Origin of the sequence: Coleofasciculus sp. B1-GNL1-01 (assembly GCF_040220235.1) — a bacterium.
GTDB lineage: Bacteria > Cyanobacteriota > Cyanobacteriia > Cyanobacteriales > Coleofasciculaceae > Coleofasciculus.
Map to the genome: position 1 here is coordinate 13,910 of NZ_JAVJTO010000055.1, position 24,723 is coordinate 38,632.

Annotated in this window: 20 protein-coding genes; 12 read left to right on the forward strand and 8 right to left on the reverse strand. The window is 46.6% G+C overall.

Annotation, left to right across the window (positions count from 1 at the left end; genetic code table 11):
- Positions 1-159 precede the first annotated feature (159 nt).
- The 4 genes from RID53_RS13975 to RID53_RS13990 all read right to left on the reverse strand — a co-directional run bounded on the left by RID53_RS13975 (position 160) and on the right by RID53_RS13990 (position 5,570).
- Positions 160-1,548 (reverse strand): hypothetical protein, encoded by a 1,389-nt coding sequence (locus RID53_RS13975; RefSeq protein ID WP_446388681.1) that lies wholly within the window; start codon positions 1,546-1,548, stop codon positions 160-162.
- A gap of 215 nt (positions 1,549-1,763) precedes the next feature.
- Positions 1,764-3,827 (reverse strand): serine hydrolase domain-containing protein, encoded by a 2,064-nt coding sequence (locus RID53_RS13980; protein ID WP_446388682.1) that lies wholly within the window; start codon positions 3,825-3,827, stop codon positions 1,764-1,766.
- Positions 3,828-4,083: 256 nt separating this feature from the next.
- On the reverse strand, positions 4,084-4,305 hold the full coding sequence (locus tag RID53_RS13985) for a ferredoxin-thioredoxin reductase variable chain (RefSeq protein ID WP_446377911.1): 222 nt from the start codon (positions 4,303-4,305) through the stop codon (positions 4,084-4,086).
- A gap of 185 nt (positions 4,306-4,490) precedes the next feature.
- Positions 4,491-5,570, reverse strand: a complete 1,080-nt coding sequence (locus RID53_RS13990; protein ID WP_006103287.1) for a PIN/TRAM domain-containing protein — start codon at positions 5,568-5,570, stop codon at positions 4,491-4,493.
- A 421-nt stretch (positions 5,571-5,991) separates the two neighbouring features.
- Between RID53_RS13990 and hemW the strand changes: the two genes are divergently transcribed.
- Positions 5,992-7,254 carry a radical SAM family heme chaperone HemW gene (gene hemW, locus RID53_RS13995; protein ID WP_446388683.1) on the forward strand — a complete coding sequence of 421 codons (1,263 nt, stop codon included), beginning with the start codon at positions 5,992-5,994 and terminating at the stop codon, positions 7,252-7,254.
- On the opposite strand, the gene RID53_RS14000 is transcribed toward hemW, so the two are convergent.
- Positions 7,238-8,326 (reverse strand): MFS transporter, encoded by a 1,089-nt coding sequence (locus tag RID53_RS14000; protein WP_446388684.1) that lies wholly within the window; start codon positions 8,324-8,326, stop codon positions 7,238-7,240. The genes hemW and RID53_RS14000 overlap by 17 nt on opposite strands.
- 92 nt (positions 8,327-8,418) lie before the next feature.
- On the opposite strand from RID53_RS14000, the gene RID53_RS14005 reads away from it, so the two are divergent.
- The 7 genes from RID53_RS14005 to RID53_RS14035 all read left to right on the forward strand — a co-directional run bounded on the left by RID53_RS14005 (position 8,419) and on the right by RID53_RS14035 (position 18,461).
- Positions 8,419-11,214: a TIGR02921 family PEP-CTERM protein gene (locus RID53_RS14005; protein ID WP_446388685.1), complete on the forward strand. Its 2,796-nt coding sequence runs from the start codon at positions 8,419-8,421 to the stop codon at positions 11,212-11,214.
- A 236-nt stretch (positions 11,215-11,450) separates the two neighbouring features.
- Positions 11,451-11,846: a hypothetical protein gene (locus RID53_RS14010; protein WP_446388686.1), complete on the forward strand. Its 396-nt coding sequence runs from the start codon at positions 11,451-11,453 to the stop codon at positions 11,844-11,846.
- 327 nt (positions 11,847-12,173) lie between these two features.
- Positions 12,174-13,445: an RNA-guided endonuclease InsQ/TnpB family protein gene (locus RID53_RS14015; protein WP_446388687.1), complete on the forward strand. Its 1,272-nt coding sequence runs from the start codon at positions 12,174-12,176 to the stop codon at positions 13,443-13,445.
- 85 nt (positions 13,446-13,530) lie between these two features.
- Positions 13,531-14,490: a fused MFS/spermidine synthase gene (locus RID53_RS14020; RefSeq protein ID WP_446388688.1), complete on the forward strand. Its 960-nt coding sequence runs from the start codon at positions 13,531-13,533 to the stop codon at positions 14,488-14,490.
- 168 nt (positions 14,491-14,658) lie between these two features.
- Entirely contained in the window at positions 14,659-14,796 is a 138-nt protein-coding gene (locus RID53_RS14025) for a hypothetical protein (RefSeq protein ID WP_446388689.1), read from the forward strand.
- A 32-nt stretch (positions 14,797-14,828) separates the two neighbouring features.
- Positions 14,829-17,084, forward strand: a complete 2,256-nt coding sequence (locus RID53_RS14030) for a CBS domain-containing protein (RefSeq protein ID WP_446388690.1) — start codon at positions 14,829-14,831, stop codon at positions 17,082-17,084.
- A 174-nt stretch (positions 17,085-17,258) separates the two neighbouring features.
- Positions 17,259-18,461, forward strand: a complete 1,203-nt coding sequence (locus tag RID53_RS14035; protein ID WP_446388691.1) for an HhoA/HhoB/HtrA family serine endopeptidase — start codon at positions 17,259-17,261, stop codon at positions 18,459-18,461.
- Between the two features lie 123 nt (positions 18,462-18,584).
- Here RID53_RS14035 and RID53_RS14040 read toward each other — a convergent pair whose 3' ends face one another.
- A complete protein-coding gene (locus RID53_RS14040) occupies positions 18,585-19,142 on the reverse strand; it encodes a hypothetical protein (protein ID WP_446388692.1) in 558 nt (185 codons plus the stop codon).
- Positions 19,143-19,541: 399 nt separating this feature from the next.
- Between RID53_RS14040 and RID53_RS14045 the strand changes: the two genes are divergently transcribed.
- From RID53_RS14045 to atpC, 3 genes are all read left to right on the forward strand, one after another.
- The gene (locus RID53_RS14045) at positions 19,542-20,597 is read left to right on the forward strand and encodes a choice-of-anchor L domain-containing protein (protein WP_446388693.1); all 1,056 of its coding nucleotides are present in this window, start codon (positions 19,542-19,544) and stop codon (positions 20,595-20,597) included.
- A gap of 220 nt (positions 20,598-20,817) precedes the next feature.
- A complete protein-coding gene (atpD, locus tag RID53_RS14050; protein WP_446388694.1) occupies positions 20,818-22,266 on the forward strand; it encodes a F0F1 ATP synthase subunit beta in 1,449 nt (482 codons plus the stop codon).
- A gap of 345 nt (positions 22,267-22,611) precedes the next feature.
- Entirely contained in the window at positions 22,612-23,022 is a 411-nt protein-coding gene (atpC, locus tag RID53_RS14055; protein WP_446374764.1) for an ATP synthase F1 subunit epsilon, read from the forward strand.
- On the opposite strand, the gene RID53_RS14060 is transcribed toward atpC, so the two are convergent.
- On the reverse strand, positions 22,998-23,234 hold the full coding sequence (locus RID53_RS14060; RefSeq protein ID WP_446388695.1) for a hypothetical protein: 237 nt from the start codon (positions 23,232-23,234) through the stop codon (positions 22,998-23,000). The genes atpC and RID53_RS14060 overlap by 25 nt on opposite strands.
- Before the next feature lie 49 nt (positions 23,235-23,283).
- Positions 23,284-23,583 (reverse strand): 30S ribosomal protein PSRP-3, encoded by a 300-nt coding sequence (locus RID53_RS14065; RefSeq protein ID WP_446388696.1) that lies wholly within the window; start codon positions 23,581-23,583, stop codon positions 23,284-23,286.
- A 147-nt stretch (positions 23,584-23,730) separates the two neighbouring features.
- On the opposite strand from RID53_RS14065, the gene RID53_RS14070 reads away from it, so the two are divergent.
- Positions 23,731-24,546, forward strand: a complete 816-nt coding sequence (locus RID53_RS14070; protein WP_446388697.1) for a TIGR01548 family HAD-type hydrolase — start codon at positions 23,731-23,733, stop codon at positions 24,544-24,546.
- Positions 24,547-24,723: the final 177 nt, after the last annotated feature.

Sequence of the window (24,723 nt, forward strand, 5' to 3'; positions counted from 1 at the left end):
GTTTGAACGAAGCCAAGCCTATCTTATCGTTCTCTTCTGGGTTATTGGGCGTTTTGCCTCGATTCAAGAGTAAATTAGCAATTTTTTTCAGGAAACCAGATGAATAAATAAGATTTGGGCAAAGGAAACAGATAATACATAATTTTAATGCCTCTTAGCTTATTGAAATCGGTTCAGGGAATTCCCTAACTGCAAATCCATCCCTTCTCTACGACTACGAAGGTCATAGTAAATTACGGCTTTTATGGCTTGCCAGAAGGGTATAGGAAAAGCTAGACCACCGAGAAACAATGCAAGATTGAGTAAGAAATACAACAAGCCGAAGAAGCCAGAATCCGATAATATCGCAGCGAAAACAACTTGAACAATCCAACTCACCACCTGAACAATAGCAGCGATGGGAATGGTAATGATATAGGCAACAAAGAATATCCCCACAAGACGTAAGACAAATCCCTTGGTCAAGAGCCAGCTCCGACCAATGGTTGAAGTCGCATCTACATTATTTTCAATGGCTAGGGGAAGTTCAACAATTGACAGGCGCGAATAAAGCCAGATATATCCAAACATCAAGGCTATCCCAATCACCAATGCCAGTAATAAGAATATACCAATCTTCACCGGATCTGGGTTGAACAGAAAACCCATCACCATTGCTTGTATTGGCAATACACTAGCAACAATACCAAACAAGACACTGAACCCGATCATTGCTCCCCAAAAAATCAGGATCACCAAAATTCCGGCGAAGAAGAAACTCCACATTCGAGGATTGATATGGCGACGAGCTTGAGTAACTGTCTCTGGACGTTCGCTTAATTCCCTGAAGGCAAGACGAGAGATTAGCGCTGAGTTAGCCGAGAACTTAGCCCAGCCATAAATCGGTAATAATGCCCACAGACAGGCTCGAAAAGCTATACCAAGGTAGAGTTTAAAATGATCGCGATACAAACGCAGACCCGCACTAACCACATTACCCACACTGAGGGGTTTCATGGGTTGGCGAGGTTGGGAATGGCGGGATTGAGTGCTACGGTGTGGAGTAGAGTCCCTCGGTTGTCGATTGTGTGAGGATGTATATCCTCCAGCAGAAGCGTGTCGAGGAACTTTGGCAAAATTTGAACCCGGTGGTGGTTCTAAGTCCGGAGATTGGGAATTGGAAGATGTATCATTTTCAGCCGCCATATCTGGGGGAGTTGGATGCAGATTTAAATCGGGATCTGCATCGTGAACATCTGTGACTTGAACGGGTGAGGAATCCATCTCAAAGCTTTGTGTCCAAGCAAAAGAGTCTTGTCCTTGCTGACGCCCATAAATTTGCACCGTTTTAATTGTTTTAACGCCTAGCTTGGTTAAACCCTGACGAATAAAAGGAACTGTCGCCTTTTGGTTGGGAACTTGCGCTGATTCCAGCAAGATTTGCAAACAATCTTCTTTGCGATTAACCTTGGCGACGATATGCTTGGCTCGCAGTGAGCGGTTAATCATTGCTGCAATTGCTTTCGGATTACCTTGCTTCGCAAGCTTTAACACGTTTGGCTCAGCCATAGCCCTGTCTCCAGTTGGGGTAAGTTGGGATTAGATCGAAGCGGTCAGCAGATAGGAACTAACCTTCACAGATTACTCTAGATTTAGCGGCATATTCTACGCCAAATGTCCCTTTTTGTGATAATTATTTACATTTCCCGATAAAACGTCAGAAAAATATACTTTTAGGTGTCAGGCTACGGATGTTAAGGGAAAGGGGAATCGGAACTTCCAGATTAGAATTGAAATCCGAGTAAATTCCAGTACGCTAACACCCCAATGAAAACGAAGGCGGCTAATGTGATCACAGAATAATGCGATCGCGCCCCAAACGACCAATCGTGATTTTTCCAAGCTAACACCGTAAAAGCCAGTAATCCCACGCTAGCCAAAGCGGTTAAGATAGGAATTGCCAAGAATGCGATCGCCACAGGAAGAACGCCATAGACTAACTTCCAGACGCCGATTAGCCAGAGTGACAAGGGTAAGCCAATCAGGAAGACTAGATTTAACGTTGCGATCGCGCCTCCCAATAGCCAAGCTGAGTTATACTGCTGTTTATCTGAACTAGGCTTACCCCGCCACCATTGAATTAAGGGTTGTATGATTCCCCTAATCATGGCGGATAGGAACACCACAACACAAAAGCTGACGAGTCCAAACTGCACCCAAATCCCTTCATACCAGGATATACGCTCATACGTGCCAATTTTAGGAAACAGGGGATTGTAGGCAAACGTAATCTCTCCCGCCTCATTTTCCTCAAACGCCGTAAACGTCGGCGTATCCACTCGTTTAAATAACAGGGGTGCTACAGGTTCGAGTTGAACGGGTTTAATTTTATTCAAAAAGAAGAGATTGGGCGTCTGAATTTGCAATCGGTTGTCATCACCTTTTTTAATCTGGATATGTTTGAATGATCCTGCTAGTTTTGCCAACGTATGGCGAGGATATTCCATATCTCGATAAGTCCCCGTAAACCGATCCAGTTCTACCTGGGAAGCATCAAGGGATTGAGTCGCTGTAGACTCTTGGTCAACTGGAAAATAATGATCGAAAAACTGAGTAAGGAATTTACTATGAATTCCGCTAAAACTATTAGAGGCAATGAAAATACCAATATTTTGGCTAGGAATTAACGTCAGCGAACTCGAATACCCCCGTAAGCTGCCTAAATGCCCGATCGCCCGCATATTATTAACCAGACGTTCCCGAAACCCGTAACCGGTTCCAGGTAATTTTGGGTGAGGTTTAAAGTGAGTCTGGTGCATGAGTTTCGCCGTATCCGCCTCTAAGATACGCTGGTTTTGATAACGCCCCTGTTGCAAGTGAGCAATCATAAAATGTGCCATATCCGTGGCGGTGGCACTGAGGGAGGCGGCGGGTGCAATATTAAGGTAGAGGTAGGGAACCGCTTTGTAGTTACCTTTTTGATACTGATAGCCAACTGCCAAATCATCCGCTAAATCCGGTGGTGGAGGTTGAGCAAAGCTGCTGCGCTGCATATCTAGGGGTTGTAAAATATTGGCGTTGATATAGTCCATATAAGGACGACCTGATATCTGTTGCACCAAGTAACCCAATAACGCGATCGCATGGTTAGAATAGCTGTAAAATCTTCCCGGTTGCCAGACAATCGGTGGCATATACTCAGCCAGATAATCCCCTAGAGGTGTCATCTCCTGTTCAGTGCGAGCGGCGAGTCCCACCAGACGCTTTGTGCTACCATCGGTATGCATCATTAGCTGGGCAAAGGTCACAGGTTGAGAATGGGGGTTGTCGAGTTGAAAGCGTTCCAGGTATTGGCTAACATCATCCTCTAGATCAATCCGTCCCTGCTCGTATAATTGCATTGTGGCGGTAGCCGTGAAGACTTTAGACAAAGAGGCAACCCGAAACACCGTGCGATCGGCAACAACGGGAGTTTTTTTCTCCAGGTTGGCATAGCCATAGCCTTTGGCAAAAAAAACAGTCCCATCTTTGACCACAGAAATGACTGCACCCGGAACGTGAGATTTGGACATCTCTTGGTCAAAGAAATTATCTACATAATTGGCAAATTCTTGTTGGCTAATAATTCCAGGCGTACCTGGTGCTGGGGAAACCGGGGGTTCTGTTTCAATCGCTTCCTGCGGTTGGCGATCTAAAATGGGAAACTGCAAGGGTTCTTTTTTCGCCAATGCGGGAAACCCCGACAGGGACAGAAACAGGATGAATCCAAGTAGTCCGCTAATAATTCCCTTAAACCATTGCTTCAAGGGTAATCTATGCTGGGTTTTGTTAGCCTGCTGTGGGGTCATTCTTCAAAACGATGGAGTCGGCAGCAGAAATCGGGTGAGAATATCACAGAATGAGTATCCTCACCTTGGTAGTTTACCCAGGTGTGAAATAGCAGAAATCTACATAGAGGATGATGATCCCAAGATGGGGTGACAAGAACTCAACATGCAAAACCAGTAGATCCAAAATGAATGCCACTGACTGGTATGCTGGTGGGTTGAGCGAAGTCGGTTGAGCGAAGTCGAAACCCACCCTACGGTATATCAAAGGGAGAAGTCAAACCACTTCTAACTCATCTTCCCGGAAGTGACCGCGAAACTTTTTATCAAATTTAACCTGAATCGGTAAGTTAGCGCTCACAGGTCGCCCTTGCCATTCTGTAACGATAGCAATGACTTCGCCTTCCATACCCTTGATATCAAACGGCTCATTGCGGTGGGCAGGATTGTGGTAAACAATAACAGATGTCTTAACTCGAACGCGATCGCCAACTTTCATACAAAAAGCTCGTTTTCTCTCCAACAGCCTACATCTTGCCAGAAATTACTCTGGCAATCCTAAACCATTCTTACACAGCAAGGTTCTTTCCTAGAGATTAGTTTGGCAACTGATCAAAAACGGTGCTGATTTTCCAGCACCGTTTCCAGACCTGTAGCCACCTCAACCGCAGCCAATTCTTATGGTTACGCCGCCACAGATGCTTGAGGACGAGCAAAAATCATCCGTCCAGCAGATGTCTGTAAAGCCGAAGTGACCACAACTCGCATTTCAGCGCCGAGGTGGTTACGTCCTTCTTCCACAACCACCATCGTGCCATCGTCTAGATAACCTACGCCTTGAGAGGGTTCTTTCCCCTCCTTGAGGATTTTCAGTTCCAGGCTATCACCCGGCAGATAAATTGGACGTACAGCGTGAGCCAGGTCATTGACATTGAGTACCGGAACTTTTTGCAAATTAGCCACTTTACTCAGATTGTAGTCATTCGTCAAAAGCGTGCCATTAATTTCCTGAGTCAACCGAACCAATTTGGCATCCACCGTCTGAATATCCTCATAATCAGCCGGGTGAATAATCAGGCGTTCCGGATAAGCGGTTTGCATGGCTTTGAGAATATCTAACCCACGCCGTCCCCGAATCCGCTTTTGATCATTCGCTGCATCGGCTAACTGCTGTAACTCTTGCAACACAAACTGGGGGATGAGGAGTTGACCCTCGACAAACCCTGTATTCAACAGTTCCTCAATGCGACCATCGATAATACAACTGGTGTCGAGTACCTTACTCGTCGCTGGTTTGAGCGTCCCTTCTGCTACCAACATCGTGTCCAAGCTGTTTGGATTAATCAGTCGCAAAAAAGTCCGACCGTGGGTATCTGCCAGACTGATTCCCAGAAAGGCAAACATCACACTGCCCAAAATTGCCGCCAGGGGCTTGATAAAGGCAAACTCCGAGGGAAAAGGTAGAAAGAAAATCGGGGCTAGCATTAAATTCGCTAACAGCAGCCCCAACACCAAACCGACTGCCCGGGTTAAAATTACCTCAATGGGCAGTTGGCGTACCTGCTTTTCCAAACGACGATAGGTCACCTGTACTGTTAACCCAACCGCAAAACCGATAATGGCGGTAAAACTGGCTAAAATCCAGCGTAGCGCCTCCAGATTGGTAATCTGTTCTTGCACGGAAGGCGGAAGCAGTTCAACAATGTCGAACCCTACACCTGCTCCTCCTAGGATGAATAAAAGAATAATGACAAAATCAAGCATGGTTCCAATCCAAGTGGTTTATCTGGCAAATCTTTCGATTCTATTCAAGATTTATAATGATAGAGGTTAATCACATTTATTATATCTTTCCCTCCTTTTTGTTTTCCTATACCTATCGGCTTAGCTCAAATCTTCAGGTTTTCGTATAAGCGAGTACAGTTCTAGCCCTTTTTTGTTAATAACTCAAGATTTTTTCTAAAAATATCTTGAAATAATAAGTCTGTCAGCCTAAATGGTGAGGATCATTATGGGTCAGGGAACCGGAAAAATCAGCTTCATAATTCATAACTCATAATTCGGATATCATTGGTGGTCATAAATTAAACAACCTTTACAAAACGTAATTTTGTTGGGTTTGTTTCCATCGATCTACTACTTGTTAATCATACGTTAAGAATTATTCGTAAAATTTTCGCCTAATATGTTAAATTTTTCAAACAAATCTGAGAAAATCATCGAGATGGGAATTGCCCATTCTGCCTACATCCATATCCCCTTCTGCCGACGCCGCTGCTACTACTGTGACTTTCCTGTCTCTGTAGTCGGCGATAAAGCCAGGGGCAGCACGTCCGGCACGATTGAGGAATATGTTGAGGTCTTAGCTCAAGAAATTCAAACAACACCAGCCTCGACTTGTTCTCTCTCAACTATTTTCTTTGGTGGTGGCACCCCCTCTCTGTTATCCGCTCAACAGTTAAACCGCATTCTGGATACCTTAGCACAGCAGTTTGGCATAACTACCGATGCTGAGATTTCCATGGAAATAGACCCAGGCACATTCGACCTGTCGCAGATCAAAGGATACCGGGATGCGGGCGTGAATCGAGTGAGCCTAGGAGTTCAAGCCTTTCAGGATGAACTATTAGGCATTTGTGGGCGATCGCACCAGCTTAATCATATCTTCACCGCTGTTGAGTTGCTCCGCCAAGTAGAGGTTCCCGACTGGAGTTTAGATTTGATTTCTGGATTACCCACTCAAACCTTAGAACAGTGGCAAGAATCCTTGAATGCTGCCATTCAGCTTGCCCCTACCCATATCTCCTGCTATGACCTAACCATAGAACCCGTCACCGCCTTTGGACGGCAGTACAGCCCCGGCATTTCTCCCTTACCGACTGACGAGACAACCGCTCAAATGTATTACCTTGCCCAGCAACTCCTTACTGATGCCGGGTATGAACATTATGAGATATCCAACTATGCTTTACCAACTCATCAATGCCGACATAATCGGGTGTATTGGGAAAATCGTCCTTTTTATGGATTTGGTATGGGGGCGGCTAGTTATGTCCAGGGGCGGCGGTTTACGCGACCCCGCACCCGGCGAGAGTATTATGCTTGGGTGCGACAGTTCATTGAAGCGAATGGGATCTGGGAAAGTCCAGAACTCTCGGACGTGGATATTTTGTTAGAAACCCTGATGCTAGGACTACGCTTGGCAGAAGGTGTGAGTCTATCTACACTGGTGCAGCAGTTTGGCGAGAAGACTCTCGAACAGATTGGGACAATTTTGCAGCCCTACTACCAGCAAGGCTGGGTAGAAGTTGTAGAACGAGATGGAAAAGCCTGGGATTGGCACAATGCCCAGAAACTACCGATGACTGGGCGGCTGAGATTAAGTGATCCAGACGGGTTTTTGTTTTCTAATCAGATTCTGGCTGATTTGTTTAGTCGCTGTACGTGAGTGAGGGTACAGAAATTTTTCGGCTCATCCCATAGAGAAGTAGTGCCAGTGTGATAAACCCGTAAGGGAAATAGGCTGGGTTACCGATTTGACCTAAGAGTGCCGGAACAGAGGTTTTGCCCAGGTAAGCGGCGTAAAATAGATAGCCTATTGCCACATGACCACACTTGTGTTGAACTAGAGCAAATACGGTGGCAAAGGTAGGACCATAGAGAAAGGCAGCGACAGCAAACAAGATACCCAAGGGGAAAACACTCGTCAAACTGACCACGACTAATCCAGCCAGCAGCAACCATTGCAATCGTCGAATCGGTTGGGGATTGACCCAAATGCTCAACGTTAAACGCCCCACGGTTAATCCTCCCCAATAGAGAGAAAGCAGGGTGCCACTCCAAACAACACTCTCACCCAAGCTTCTCAAGTAAGCGCCACTCCAGGTACCGATCGCACTCTCTAACCCGACATAGAGAAAAATCACCACCAGAAAGGGGGTAGCCTGTTTCCAAGGCATGCGATCGCGCTGGGGTTGATAGTTCAAAACATGGGGCGCTCTCCAGGCTAAAGCAACGGAACCCAGCGCCAAAATTGCCACCAGTCCACACGCCAATCGCCAAGGGAGAAATGTTCCCATCAGAGGCGCACTTAATGCTCCGAGTCCAAACGTCGCATTTGCCCAGTTGAGCAGCACAATTCGCCGTTGGGGATGAAGTTCGCCAACTAAGCTGTTGCATTGGAGATTGAGAATTCCGTCTCCAAATCCGATCAGGAGTGCGGCTAGTCCAATCCAGATAAATGTAGGGGATAGGCAGATAAGAGCGAAGGCTACCGTAACCGTAACAAATGCCAGAGCAAACCACGGATGACGTTCAACTCGCCGCGATGCTAATACCAGTCCGACTAAACTACTGGGCAAAAACGCCGTGTAGAAGAGTCCGATATTCACGGTTTCACCAAATGTTGCCGTCCATTGGGGCAGAAACGCCCCGGGTGCTGCCACAATGATGCCATGTAAAAATAATCCCATAAATCCGGCAGTAGTTAGTCGCAGGGATGCTAATTTTTGAACGGTCATGAATTTTTCGGCATAAAATGGCAGATATATTTGAAGGTTAAACAACAATCCCCGGTCTTCCGACAATTGCCTAACTTATATCATTGGGTTTTATGAAAAAAAAGACAACCCTGAAAACACTACTCCATACGACCAGCCATGCTATCTTCTGGCTTTGGAATCTTACCTTTTTGCTGGTCGTTTATTTGGGTCTATTGCCCCTGATTGGGGGTGATTTGGTCGTCGCCATATTGTCTGGTGAGATTGAACCTGAATTCCTTCTCCCCTTGGTCGGTCTCATCGCCGTACCCACCGTCTGTACTCTAATTGGAGGGTGGCATTTGCGCCGACAACCGTTGGAACTAATGCGTCTATTCTATGGCGTAGAAGCTCCCCTATTTGCCCTGTGCTTGGTTCGCTTGTTCCTGCTGCGAGAACTCACTCCTGCTAGTACCTTGATCCTGGGAACAGGAGTGGCGTGCATGCTGGCATTTTTCCTGGAAGTGCTGCGTGGCTATGCTCAACGGAATCAAAAATTAGCATGGCTACAACTGTTCACTCATAGCTTGATGCTGTTAGTTGGTGTATTCACCGGATTGTTGCTGCTGTTCTATGCCGTACCTGCGGCGGCGGTTTTAGTCGGTCAGTTCTTTGCCTTTGACTGGGTAGACGAACTGTGGTCAATTTTACAGTATGACCCATCTTTCGCTGTCTGGGGAGTGCTGGCGCTTCTCCTCTATGGCTTTAGCTGTACCCTATTCTTAGGGATGCCCTCGGCACTAGCCGCCTTATATGTTCAATCCGGGTATCGTATTATCAACAAATTTGCCTCCCAGTATGGCAAAAAACGCACGGTTCAGGGTACGGTTGCGGTAATCAGCGTCTGGATGATTCTGTTTATCTCGTTCACGACACAGCCCCAGGTTAAGGCATTTAAGCTGTTAGCTCAACCCGCCCAAACCGATAGCGCCAGAACCGCCCTCTTAGACCAGTCCGAGGCGATTCGCACCGGACTGCTGAACGCCTATTTGTCCTCTTATCGCTATCTCAGTCCTAAGGAAGACAATAACCATATCCAGGCGATGTATCGTAGCGTCTTTGGTTTACCCGAGTCGCTTTGCCTATTTTTACAAGAGAGTTATAACCAACTGATGTCGCCGTTTTTGTACAACGGTTCGGGTTCAGATATTGAAAAAGCCGAAAAACTCTACGCCGAATTCTTTGACACTCCCATCCAAAAAGCCGAGCGCAAGGCAGTACAACACGCCTTGCAATCCACGGCAATTATAGACCAGGCAAAGGCAGGTGTCCTGAATATTAACCAGAAAAAGGTATGGCTGCGATCGCAACAAGTTAGCGTTACCGAACACAGGGATTGGGCGGAGGTGGAACTCTATGAGGTGTATGAAAACCAAACCAATGATGTCGAGGAAATACTCTACTATTTTTCCTTACCCGAAAGCGCCACAATTACAGGCGTATGGCTGGGAGACACCGATAAGCGATCGCAGCGCTTCCCGTTTCAAGTTTCACCACGGGGGGCGGCACAAAAGGTCTATAATTCCCAAGTCAGGCGATCGCGACCCGTTGATCCGGCGTTACTCGAACAGGTGGGACCGCGCCTTTATCGCCTCAGAGCCTTCCCAGTTCCACCCAAATTATCATTTCGGGAACAACAAAACTCAACCGAACGCCCCACGCAAATGCATCTGTGGTTAACTTATAACGTGATGCGACAAGCACAGGGATGGGCGCTACCTCGATTAGCAGAAAAACGGAATATCTTCTGGACAAAGGACACCCAACGCTTGGGAAATGGAGGCGCGATCGCAACATCTGAAGATGAGTGGCTTCCTGCATTTTTAAGAGCAACCGATCAGCAGCAGCCAAAAGTCCATCAAGTGAATTTCCCAGAGGGTTACCAGATTACAGCAAAGCCATTAGCCAGAGAGGATTACACCTCACCCCAAGGTAAACGGTTTGCTATTGTGGTGGATAGTTCGCGCAGTATGTCAGCCCAGGTTAAAGCACTGATAAAAACCTTCAACTGGTTAAAACAACAGGGGTTCGCGGATAACAGCTTTGCCAACAATGATGCCGATTTGTACATCACGGCTGCTGCTGGGAAACAACCTCAGCGTATGGACGATATCCGGATGTTTAATCCGGAAAAGATCACGTTCTATGGTACACTTCAATATCAACAGATGCTGCAACAGTTTCTCCAATTGCAAGGTGATACGCCTTATGACGGCATTTTACTGGTAACGGATGAGGGGAGTTATGAATTATCCAAGGACAGTAAAGATGGGCTAGACATGCCTGCACCGTTATGGATGGTGCATCTGGGGGCATTACCACCTGCCTATGATGATGCGACTTTAAAAGCGATTCAAGATAGTGGGGGGGGTGTGTCTACAGAACTCCCAGAGGTCTTGCAGCGACTGGCAACAAAGGCGGCATTAGCCCCATCGGTGGTGAGTGTTGTGGATGGCTATGCTTGGTCGATGACAAAAACTCCCAGTGAAACCACGGCTAACAACGGTTTTGAGCCATTAGCCGCAAGGCAACTCGTGAACGGATTGAGTCAACAGATACAGGGAAATAATCTGGCTCAACTGGATGCCATTCATGCGATCGCCAAAACCTATAAATTGGTGACACCCTACTCATCAATGATTGTCCTAGTCAATGATCAGCAGCGAGAGGCACTCAAGCAAGCGGAAGCCGAAGCGGATCGTTTTGATCGTAAGGTGGAAGATGGACAAGAACAGCTTAATCAGCCAAACAATCCTTTTTCCACCCCTGTGCCTGAACCTATAAATGGTATGGTTGTCAGTTCACTCGCGATCGCGCTGATCCTATTTCTCAAGCGTCAGCAAGAATTGAATCAGAGGGTTCATGATTAGAGGGCGATTTCAAGGTAAATTCTAGATATTTCCGGACAAGCCTTCCTACTCATTCTCATTGAATGGTCGGCTTGCTAAAGGTTCAACATCCATATTGTCGGCGGTGGTAAATTTCCTCTCCCCACCTAGAAGTCCGGAGTCATTGGCGATATTGGCGTATCCAGTATATAGTTTTAGCGATCAGCTTACCTTCATGCGGACATACCAGGGAGCTGAGACTCAAACTCGTGACGCAGATGGATCAAGATGAAATTAAACGATTAGGAGCTTCCCTCAGGCAGATCGATCCAGGGATATTAAGCCCAGCGAAAGAGGGGATTACCAAAGTTTGGTATCAAGGAGGCGAGCCTTATTTTGATGTAGTGGTAGAACTTCGCCACGGCAAAATTGAGTGGTTTCAATTTACCTTGCGGGGTAAATCGATCTCCTGGAAACCGGGGTTTTTGGGTTTACAAACTGGAAAAACGAATGAATTGCAAACTGATGACCTGACGTTTCATCCAGCCAGCAAATTGATTGAACATAACAATCAAAAAGATCATAAATTTATTGAATTAGCTGGCGCTATTCTAAAAACTCGCGCCGATGAACCTATCTTCCACCAAATTCTGACATTGTTCGATGCGGCTTAGAGGGTTGGGATAAACTAAACCTGGATAAGCTGTCATGCATTTAAATTGGGTATTAGTAGCGAGCAAGATGCTCGCACTACAAGGATTGCGCCATTATTGATATTAAGGTTTAAATGCCGAACAGCTTATCAAGTGAGGGAGTTTGAGGGAGCTATAAAACTCCGTCCTCAATAACGAGTGTTCGTTCAGAACACGATGTTATAGGGCGGGGATACATGGACTCCCTCAAGCTTATCGATTCCCCTCGATGGGGATGAGATAAGCAAATACATGAAAACTTGACACAACATTATAGCTCATGTAAGTTATCATGTTTTCATGCTGACAATGACCTACGAATACAAGTTACAACCAACAGCCGAACAGATTGCCACCATCGAGCAAACGCTAGATGTATGTCGTTCTGTTTGGAATTTTGCGCTTCGTCAGCGTAAAGATTGGTGTAACTCTCGTAAGTCACCTGTTAATGCTTGTTCGATTCAATCTGAGTACATCATTTCAGCCAATGAACCTTTTCCTAACTATCACTTATCAGCCAAACAGCTCACAGAAGCTAAGAACCAATATCCTCAACTAAAAACAGTTCATTCTCAGGTTCTACAACAGGTACTAAGAACCTTGGATAGAGCATGGGATGATATGAAAACCAGGGGATTCGGTTTTCCACGCTTCAAAAATAAGTATCGGATGCGTTCGTTTGTTTTTCCTCAGCTAGGGAAAGACCCAATTAGAAATGATGCGATCAAGTTCCCTAAATTGGGATGGGTTCAATGGCGAGGGTCCAGACCAATTCCAGAAGGGTTTGAAGTCAGGCAAGCAAGGGTTGTTAGAAAAGCATCTGGTTACTTTGTCATGCTGTCTTTACAGCTAAATGTCCATGTTCCCAGTCCCATGCCTCACGGTCATCCGCGAGGATTAGATTTGGGTTACGACAAATTTGTAGCTACTAGTGACGGTGAAGAGATTAAGCGACCTCGATTCCTGAAAACCATGCAGCGTAAGCTTAAATTGCTACAACGCAGGTTAAAGAATAAGCAAAAAAGCTCAAATAATCGACATAAGCTAAACCAAAAAATAGCTAGGCTACATCAGCGAATATCTGACACCAGAAAGGACTGGCACTATAAATTAAGCCATCATCTTTGCGATGGTGCTGGCATGGTATTTGTTGAGGATATCAACTTTGTTAGTTGGCAAAGAGGAATGCTGTCAAAACACAGTGCTGATGCTGGTTTTGGTCAGTTTGTCAGTATTCTTGAATGGGTGTGTTTTCGCCGTAATGTGTATTTTGCCAAAGTCAACAAGGATGGTACAAGTCAAACTTGTCCTAACTGTGGTACACATACAGGCAAGAAAACTTTAGATATCAGATTTCACCATTGCCATGAGTGTGGATACAAAACTACAAGAGATGTAGCCAGCTCTCAAGAAATCAGAAATCGTGGAATAGCAGCCGTCGGGCAGACGGTAGTAGAAAATGTCTGTGGACTGGAAGCGACGGGGAGTATCGGTCACGATGCTCGCTTTTGGCACGGGACGAAGCAGAAACCCAGCATCGCAAGGTGTTGGAATCCCCTACTTCAAAGACATCGAGCATAGCGAGATGGCTTAAGTAGGGGAGGATGTCAATTCTGTAATAATGACGATCGGTGTAATTTTGTGTAATTAGGAAGAAGGAGACTGTATGGCTGGTAGTCAGGTTGATGCCGATTTGTGGATAAGCGAGTATATCACACCTTGGGATATCTATATTCACGGGATTACCAAGGTTTTAGCTTATAAAAAAACAGCCTATCAGGAAATGTATATTGTGGAAACAGGAGCCTATGGCAAAGGCTTAGTTTTAGACGGTAAATGGCAATCCTGTACAGGGGATGAGTTTATTTATCATGAAGCCTTGGTTCAGCCCGCTATGATTAGTCACCCTAATCCGCGTCGTGTTCTTGTATTGGGCGGGGGTGAAGGAGCAACGGTACGCGAAATCCTGCGCTGGAAAACCGTTGAGCAGGTGATGATGGTGGATATTGATGGTGAGGTTGTGGAGGCTTGCCGACAACACCTGCCAGAAATGCATCAAAATGCCTTTGATGATACTCGAACTCAACTGGTTATTGGTGACGCTCTAGAGATTTTAGACAACATGGAACAGCAGTGGGATATTGTCATCTCCGATTTGTCTGATCCGATTGAAGAAGGACCATCCTATAAGCTGTTTACCAAAGAGTTTTTTGAGAAAGTTCAGCGCGTTCTCACACCCAATGGGTTTTTAGTCCTGCAAGCTGGACCGGTGGGAACGTTCGCGGTCAAAGCCCATGCTCGTCTAGTGAACACCTTAAATGCTGTTTTTCCACAGATACACTCCTATTGTTGCTACACCCCCACCTACGGTGAACCCTGGGGATTTGCGATCGCGTCTGCCCAAGCCATTGATTCTCAACCCAATCCGGCTACCGTTGACCAACACCTGCAAGACAAGACAACGGGGGGCTTGCGCCTAATCGACGGTGTGGCGTTATTAGGACTGTTACAAACCCCTGCCTATATCCGTCGTGCGATCGCCTCGGAAACTCAAGTCTATACCTTAAACGAACCGCCAAAATTCTTTGGTAAGGGGGCATTGAGTCAATCATCCTCTCAATCGTGATCAACTGCCGGAGAATGCCTACCTGACCCACGAGATCTAAATGTAAAATTTTGTTACAGTAAATGTAATGATTTGTTGCAGCCTTAAAAAAAATAGACGGAAAAAGGGAAAACAACAGCGTAAAATTGCCAGTAAAACCAAGTAACTGAAGTTCTCAAGACTTCCAGGGTGCAACTCTCATATTTCCTAGCTGATGCTTCTCCTTGGCAGGCAGATAGCTGTCATAGCTATCAAATCGGTTTACCCGAACAAAGCCAATCTGTCAAGTTTGAGCGAATCAGTGACCTTTGCTATAACTCTGCCTAGCTACGCCAATACTCACCCCAGAGACATTGCTCATGCAGCCTAGTGGTCTGCCGTTTCATTCCTTAGCTCTAGAACCAGCAATTGATGCCAATTTTTTGACCGTCGCACCAGATAGTCCTCTGGTGGATGTCTTGGCGCTCATGAGTCGATTTCGCAGTTGTCGGTTACCCAGCCAAGTGTTAGGAACTGACATGAGTCACATCCCAGCGAATCTCCCGCAAATTTCCTGTCTGTCTCAGGAAGAAGACACTGTGTTTGGAGTTGCGGATACGGCAGCAGGTTGTGTATTGGTGATGGAGGGAGAGCGACTGGTTGGCGTATTTACTGAGCGCGATATTGTTAAGTTAGCAGCAGCGGGTCTTCCCTTAAGCCGAGTCAATATTTCGGAAATTATGACCCGACCCGCGATTACGCTGCAACCGTCGCCGTCTCACGATATCTTTACCGCATTAGGACTCTTACGCCAGCATCGGATTCGTCACCTGCCAATTGTCAATGAACAAGGGCAACCCATGGGAATTGTTACCCATGAAAGTATTCGCAAAGCGTTGCAACCCGTTAACCTGCTGACGCGATTGCGCTGTGTGCAAGATGTCATGACCAGAACGGTGATTCATGCACCCGTAACCACGTCAGTGTTACAGTTAGCCCAGCTCATGACAGAGCATCAAGTCAGTTGCGTGGTGATTACTCAAGTCAGAGATTCGGAAATTCAGCCTGGGGAACAAGCCACCCTAACGCCAGCCGGATGTTCTGCTCCTTTGACTAAAGTCTCTTGCTCATGTCCAATACTTTATTCTCAGTCCCTGATTCCCGTGGGTATTGTCACGGAACGCGATATTGTGCAGTTTCAGGCACTAGAACTAGATTTATCGCGCCTACAGGCTCAAGAGGTGATGAGTACACCCCTATTTTGTCTAGGTCCCTCGGATTCCTTGTGGCTCGCCCATGAACAAATGCAGCAGCATCGGGTGCGACGGTTGGTCGTTCGCGGCAATCAGGGAGAATTAGTGGGAATCGTTTCCCAAACCAGCCTACTGCAAGTGCTTAACCCCGTGGAAATGTATGGGGTAATCGAACTACTGCAACAGGCGGTGGAAGAACGAACCTCGGAATTAGCCCAGACCAATGAACGGCTACGCCACGAAATTGGGGAGCGTCAGCGAGCGGAGTTAGCCCTGCAAAAATCCCATGACCAATTGAAAATTCAAGTTGAACAACGCACAGCACAGCTTACTCAAGCCAATGTCCAGCTTCAACAGGATATTCTAGAACGCCAACGGGTAGAAACAGCCCTGCGGCAAAGTGAAGCCCAGTTGAAAAAACAAACCCGCGAACTCACACGCATGATCCAGCAGCTACATTCTTATCAAAGTCAGTTGATTCAGAGTGAAAAAATGTCGTCTTTGGGACAACTGGTTGCGGGGGTGGCTCATGAAATTAATAATCCGATTAATTTTATTTACGGAAATATTGCTTACGCTTCTCAGTATGTTCAGGACGTGATGGGTTTGCTGGAACTCTATGAACAGCACTATCCTCAGCCTGTATCCGAAATTCAAGAAACGACTGAGGACATTGATTTAGAGTTTGTCAAAACTGACTTGCCTAAACTGATTAACTCGATGAAACTGGGTGCCGATCGCATTCGCAACTTGGTGCTGTCGTTGCGGAATTTCTCCCGCTTGGATCAAGCGGAAATGAAATCAGTGGATTTGCATGAGGGATTAGACAATACGTTGTTGATTCTACAAAATCAGCTCAAAGCGACGCCCGGTCTAGTTGAGGTGCAATTGATGAAGGACTATGGGGATTTACCCTCGGTGGAATGTTATCCGGGACAACTCAACCAAGTGTTTATGAATCTACTGAGTAATGCCATTGATGCGCTGGAAGAGTTGAGGCAGTTAAATGCTCAAGCCCAGTTGTCTGATGGACAATCCTCTAGTCCTTATCCCACGATTGTGATTCAGACGGCGATTAAAGAGGTGAAGCGTCCTAAACTCCAGGCAAAATCATTGTTGGTGAATCAATGGGTGGTGGTTCGCATTACTGACAATGGATCGGGGATGACTGAGATGGTGCGTCAACGTCTATTCGATCCGTTTTTCACCACGAAACCTGTCGGAAAAGGCACAGGTTTGGGGTTATCGATTAGCTATCAGATTGTCGTGGAAAAACATGGAGGATATCTTCAGTGTAATTCTGAACCGGGGCAAGGCAGTGAGTTTGTGATCGAAATTCCGCTGCGACAGCATACTCATGTCTCTATGAGTTCTCCCCAGTAGAAACGGGGGAAGCAGGGGAAGCAATGTAGAGACGTGCCATGGCACGTCTGGAAGCTACGGAAGCTGAGGCACTCTGAAAAGGAAGGTTGTACAATTAAAGGCAGCAACTCAGCATAATGGGCGAGTTGCGATCGCGCTTGTCACCCCCTGCAAAAACTACCCGTTTCCAAGACCATGAGTTTATCGTTAAAGCAGCTAACCGTTTATCTGACCTTGCTAGGCTTAGGCGGTGGAGCAGGGGTTTTAGGTAGTCGCTACCTGATGGCTGAAACCCAAGGAGTCAATCCGCCAGAAGCAGTGCCTGCGGTATTGGAACCCTTATCCCCACCTCGGCGCTCCAACCGTCCCGCTCCCGCCAATCTTAATTTTATTGCCCAAGCTGTTGAGCAAGTTGGACCAGCGGTGGTGAGGATTGATGCGGCGCGTCAGCTCAGCCAAGAGGTTCCCGAACCGTTTAGAAATCCCTTCTTCCGCCGCTTTTTCGGCAATGAGATGCCTGTTCCGGAACCTCGTGTGGAACGGGGAACGGGATCGGGTTTTATTCTGGAGTCAGATGGGCTGATTATTACCAATGCTCATGTGATCGATGGGGCGGATATCGTCAAGGTTACATTGAAAGATGGGCGGACGTTAGAGGGTCGGGTGTTAGGGGCAGATCCGGTAACCGATGTGGCGATTATTAAAATTGAGGCGGAAGATTTGCCCACCGTCCGCTTGGGTAACGCTGATGAGTTGATTCCTGGGGAGTGGGCGATCGCGATCGGGAATCCTCTGGGTTTGGATAATACGGTAACGGTGGGCATCATTAGCGCTTTAGGGCGATCGAGTTCTCAGGTTGGGGTTCCAGAAAAACGAGTTAGTTTTATCCAAACCGATGCAGCAATTAATCCTGGAAATTCCGGCGGACCCTTATTAAACGCCAATGGTGAAGTCATTGGAATTAATACGGCGATTCGTGCCAATGCTCAAGGATTGGGCTTTGCTATCCCCATTGAAACCGCTCAACGCATTGCTGAACAGCTTTTTGAAAAAGGTCGGGTTGACCATCCATATCTGGGAATTCAGATGGTAACGCTGACTCCAGAGTTACGCAAAGAAATTAATCAGGATCAAGATGCGGGTTTAAAGGTGACTCAAGATCAAGGCGTCTTAATCGTCCGCGTCGTTCCTAATTCCCCAGCTCAACAAGCGGGTCTTGAACCGGGTGATATTATTCAAAAAGTTGGCGGAAAACCGATTAAAACTGCCTCGGATGTACAAGAAGAAGTAGAAGCGAGTGAAGTGGGCGCGAATCTCGATATTGAAGTGAATCGTCAGGGGAAAACGAAAACGATTCTCGTGAAACCGGGAGCGTTTCCGGTCAATCAATTGGAATGAATAAAATATAGTGCTGCGGAGAGAAGTTAGAACATCAGTTGATCCCAAGAGGGAATAGAGAACAGGGAACGGTTGTATGTAGTGCGAGCGTCTCGCTCGCTATTTTGTCTTAGACAAAAACGGTTAATCCGACAACAGTTGCACCACAAACTCAGCTGCCGTCAGATAACGTCGCCATTCTCCCCCATTCTTAAGGGGTTGTATCCCCCACCCTGGACAGCTATCCGGCTTTTCCCATAACGTTAGATGCTCCACTGGGGGGTCAGCATAAAACCTACTATCACCACTTCCCAATAAGGCGGAACTCCAGTGGGTAAAATAATCGTGACTCAGCCGATGAATGGGAAACGTTCCATATAAGGGTACACCCCACCCATCCAACGCCACCAGCGCTTTCACGGTTCCCCCAAGCATCTGCCATCCCCATGCTGCACCAATCGCACCAACTACTCCTGCACTAAAACTGATAAAAGTAACAGAGGTGTTCATTAGAGTAAGATGACGCTGTAAATAGTTCAAAATATGAATCGCTGAATAAGCAGGATACTCGTGGCTGGGAAAAAGTAATAGTTGCTGAACACGCCCTACATTGCCAGAGTCACAGCGTTGTAACCCAGCTAAAAACTCTTGTGTCAACTGTGAATTGTGAATACCGGGACAAATGATAACTGCTTTGTGCATGATAGTGACGTAGTTTTATTTCTGCCTTCTGGCACTAGGCACTAGCGTAAAATAAAATATTATTATTGGAAATCAATGTGCTAAATCACGTCTTTTTAGCATACAGTTTTAATACTGAACCACCGTCCTCCACAAATACTCCTCAGACAAGGTGGCTGTAAATACTAATCTATTACAATTTCCGTTGGTTTCTGATCCCCATGGGTTTCTGCTCAACGTTAGAGGCGATCCATCAATTATTTTGTTTAGATAGTAAAATGGAGGATAACCAGAAAACTCTCTATAACTAGAGCTTTAACATAACTTTACATTAGTGTATTATTTCTGTGAAGACAAGCCATAGAGCTTGAAATGGACTAGACGAGTATGCAACTATTTTCCTTGAAGGAGGGAAAAACAATGGGGCTTCTACCAATCAAGACGACAACGACCACTATTGCAACAACGGCTCTTCTGAGCTTGGGGGGACTGCCAGCGATGGCATTTACAATCACGCCAACGAGTAATACAGATTTACTTCTGTATTCTTTGTTAGGGGATACGACCGGACTGACTAACTTTGCTCTAGAGCTAGATGATGACAATCCAGACACACAGAATACTAAAGCTTTTGGTCTGTTTAGCAATGATCCCTTCGGTCTGGATGAGGGCATCGTATTGAGTACGGGTAAAGTCGAAGATTTACCCGGAGAAAACGAGGAAGATGGAGGAATAGAATTTTTAGGGGGTGAACCTCCGAATGATTTAAGTACTGATTTCGAGCCTGTAGGTTCTGAAGAAAACCCTCAGGCAGGAGTACGAGGGGATAAGATGACCCTAGAACTCAGCTTCGACGCTGACGAGACAGCGGAAAAGCTATTTTTTGAGTACGTATTTGGCTCAGAAGAGTTTCGTGAGTTCGGAGGAGATCCTGAACAAGATGCTAAATTTAACGACTCTTTTGAGCTACTATTAAATGGACAAAACTTGGCTCTGCTGACTGATGGGCAGGAAGTTACGATTAACAATCTGATTCCTAATCGTGAAGATTCTTCCTCCTATCATCCTGATTATATCAATAATCCAAAAGGCTCCCCAGTCAATACTAAGCTGGATGGTTACACAGAAATCTTGACCTTTGAAGGTCTACTCAATAAAAATGCCAGAAACACTATCGAAATAAAAATCTGGGATGTGGCGGATGGTCAACTGGACTCTGCTGTCTTCGTCAAAGGCAAGTCCCTCGGCACAAAAGATCCCCAACTAAATACTCAACCGAATGATGATCCGTCCGATGAACCCCAATCCCCCCCAGAAGACCCCGTAACCGATCCTGGAACTTTATTTCCCCCCGATGACCCAGAACCCCAGAGTGTGCCAGAACCATCCGGCTTACTCGGATTGCTGGGAGTGGCAACTTTAGGGGTTCGGACAATGATTAGACGCAAACAGAAAGCTCACTTACAAGAACACTGAATGCGATTAGCTAGTTCCTCGCGGGCTACTGGGTTTGCGATACCCATAAGTGGTAATCTAGAGAGCGGTATTGTTAAGCTCTTAAGCTGTGACAACTCCACAGACTGACTCGATGGAGCATACATAGTGTGGGCTTCTAGAAATAGCAAGCCCTTTGTCACCTGAGTGCTTGATGAAGTCAGAAGCACACTCGTTATCCCAGAATATAATAGACGCAAGCATGGTAGCCACCACAGAAAAAACAAACACCGGCGTTATTACTCAAATCATCGGACCTGTTGTCGATGTTGAGTTTCCTGGCGGCAAAATGCCCCGGATTTACAATGCTTTGAGAATTGAAGGTAAGAATGCAGCAGGACAGGATGTTGCCGTAACCTGTGAAGTGCAGCAGTTACTCGGTGATAACCAAGTCCGAGCCGTTGCCATGAGTGGTACGGATGGCTTAGTTCGAGGGATGGAAGCCGTAGACACTGGCACTGCCATTAGTGTTCCCGTAGGCGGTGCTACCCTGGGACGAATTTTCAATGTGTTAGGTGAGCCTGTCGATGAATTGGGTCCGGTCAATACCGAAGATCGATCGCCCATTCACCGTTCTGCGCCCAAACTAACCGAACTGGAAACCAAACCGTCGATTTTTGAAACGGGGATTAAAGTTGTAGACTTGCTGGCACCCTACCGTCGAGGTGGTAAAGTTGGTTTATTTGGTGGAGCGGGTGTTGGTAAAACCGTTATCATTCAAGAACTGATCAACAATATTGCCAAAGCTCACGGTGGTGTGTCGGTATTTGGTGGTGTGGGCGAACGCACCCGTGAAGGAAACGACCTTTACAACGAATTTAAAGAGTCAAAGGTTATCAACGAAGAAGACCTCAGCCAATCTAAAGTGGCGCTGGTCTACGGTCAGATGAACGAACCCCCCGGTGCCCGGATGCGTGTCGGTCTAGCGGCGCTGACGATGGCGGAGCATTTCCGTGATGTCAACAAGCAGGACGTGCTGCTGTTCATCGACAACATCTTCCGGTTCGTGCAAGCGGGTTCAGAAGTATCTGCACTCCTCGGTCGGATGCCTTCGGCTGTGGGATATCAGCCCACATTGGGTACAGAAATGGGTGAACTGCAAGAGCGGATTACCTCAACCAAAGAAGGATCAATTACCTCGATTCAAGCGGTCTATGTCCCAGCCGACGACTTAACCGACCCAGCACCAGCAACCACCTTTGCTCACCTGGATGCGACAACTGTATTGTCTCGTGCTTTAGCATCCAAAGGAATCTACCCTGCTGTAGACCCCCTAGATTCTACATCAACGATGCTCCAACCCAGTATTGTGGGTGAAGAACATTACCAAACAGCGCGTGCGGTTCAGTCAACCCTACAGCGCTACAAGGAACTCCAGGATATTATTGCGATTCTGGGTTTAGATGAATTGTCCGAAGATGACCGTTTGACGGTGGCGCGGGCGCGGAAGATTGAGCGCTTCTTGTCTCAGCCTTTCTTTGTGGCGGAAGTATTTACAGGATTGCCCGGTCAGTACGTTTCTCTTGACAAAACCATCAAGGGATTCCAAATGATTCTGAATGGAGAATTGGACGACCTGCCCGAACAGGCATTCTATCTGGTTGGTGATATTGATCAAGTGGTCGCTAAAGCTGAGAAGATGAAAGGTTAATCCCTTCCGTGTTTCGAGTCATTAGTCATGAGGCTGTTCTAAGCTGATGACTATTCACCAACCTTGCCCTAAAAGGGACAAGGATTGACGCCAGTTTGGACAATGTAAGCGGTGAATAGCTTTTTGAGCCTAGTTCTGGCACAGACTTCTGAATACTTCCCTAGTTCGGACTATCTCTAAGCCTAATTGGTTAGGCGTTGGGTAATGCCAAGACATCTTGGACTGGGTAGGCGAAGGGACTTATTACAGGGCGAGCTGGTTCCTGGGATTATCTCCATTTAAAAACCAGCATTTAATTGTAAAGCTGTCTGATCAAGACAGGGTTTGGGACTCAAAGGAGTTTCGATGAGCTTAACTGTTCGAGTTGTTTCTCCCGACAAAATTGTCTGGGATTCTAATGCCGAAGAAGTGATTTTGCCCAGTACGACGGGTCAACTGGGTATATTGACGGGTCACGCCCCCCTGTTGTCAGCACTGGACATTGGTGTAATGCGAGTTCGTCCGGGTAAAGACTGGATACCCATCGCCCTCATGGGCGGATTTGCCGAAGTTGAAAATGATGAAGTAACCATTCTCGTTAATGGGGCGGAACAAGGAGAGACGATTGACAAGGAAGCCGCACGAGAAGCTTTCTCTCAAGCCCAAGAGCGTCTCAACCAAGTCCAAACCAGTGAGAATCGGCAAGAAAAAATTCAAGCCACGCAAGCTTTAAAGAGAGCAAGAGCTCGCTTTCAAGCGGCGGGTGGTATGGTTTGATGGGATAGAGCATTGCCCTTGAAACATAAAGGAGCTATCCAGCTAACTAACGTCTGGATAGCTCCTTTGTATAGGAGAAGGCAGCAGGAGTCAGGATGGGTAGAAGGAAAAAGTATCCCAGGGATAAAGGGGTTTGGGTCATCGGATTTGGTATTACTCGCTATTTTGTATGGGTTTTTTTCCCCAGCTCCCCCAGCTCCCAGACGTGCCATGGCACGTCTCTACATTGCTCCCCCAGCTCCCCTAGCTCCGCTTCATCCCCTAGGCGCTACCTGTAAAGGTGACTTCTGGAAATTTTGCCTGAGCTTCATTCATGGGACGATTTTTACCTTCTTCTTGCCAGTAGTTAATCACTTCAGTGGCTTTGTTGAGCAACTCAACGCGATCCATTTCGCTAATCCAATGTTTGGCTTCCAGTTCGTTTTTGATTTGCTCCCAAGCATCGTTCCGGGGCCAGAAAAAGTAGGATGTCAGCGGGCTAGTTCCTTTACCCACGACTTGATCGACGGCGAGTGCCACATTCTCTTCTAACCAGAGAACTTTTAAGATAAATTTAGACAAACAAACCTCCAACAATAGATCAGGTATCTTATACTTAATGTACAATCAATCATTCTACAGGATAGCAAAGGTGAAAGCCCTCGTGATTTATCCGGGGGATGAAACTGCACGACTTAAGCAACTGAGTTAGTCGTGGGGGTATTTACATTGACAACTTTAAAAGCAAGAACAAAATCAGGGTCTAGACTAGCGATCGCCGTTTTCGATATTGATGGTGTCATCCGGGATGTGAGTGGTTCTTACCGGAGAGCGATCGCGGATACAGTCGAGCATTTTACCGCCGGAGTGTATCGCCCGTCTTCTGTTGAGATTGACCACCTCAAATCCGAAGGCTTATGGAACAACGATTGGGAAGCCTCACGAGAGCTTATCTATCGCCACTTTGAGCAGCAAGGTCAGGCGCGATCGCAGGTTGCCCTAGATTATGATAACCTGATTGCCTTTTTTAATGCTCGCTACCGAGGCGCTGATCCAAATCATTGGACAGGATACATCTGTGATGAACCATTACTCCTCAACCCCAACTATCTTGAATATCTAACCTCAGCCGATATTTTATGGGGCTTTTTTAGTGGGGCGACGCGAAATGAAGCACTTTACGCTCTTTCAAAACGTCTCGGTTTGCCAGCCCCCGTACTCGTGGCGATGGAAGATGCCCCCGGTAAACCTGATCCAACAGGATTATTAGCAGTAATTAACCAGCTTCAGCAACAGCACCACATTGAGCAACCATTGCCTACCATCTATGTGGGAGATACCGTGGCAGATATGTACACAGTTAAAGCAGCCCAAACTCTTCATCCAGACAGAACCTGGGTTGGTGTTGGTGTTCTCCCGCCCCATGTTCAGGAAACAGCAGAACGCCGTGAGGCTTATCAACAAACCTTAAAAAAAGCAGGGGCGGCTCAAGTTTTTGGCAATGTTGAGCAGATCACCCCAGAACAAATTCAGCAATTGGTGTGAACTACCACGCTTCAAGTTATAGCACTACGAGGATATGTTAGGACATCAGTTAGTCCAAGAGGGAACAGGGAACAGGGAACAGGGAACAGGGAACAGGGAACAGTAAAGAATGTCCTAACCTGTCTTAGTACCGCTATACTTGTCATCCCATCAGGAGATTTTCCCCACACCCTCCAT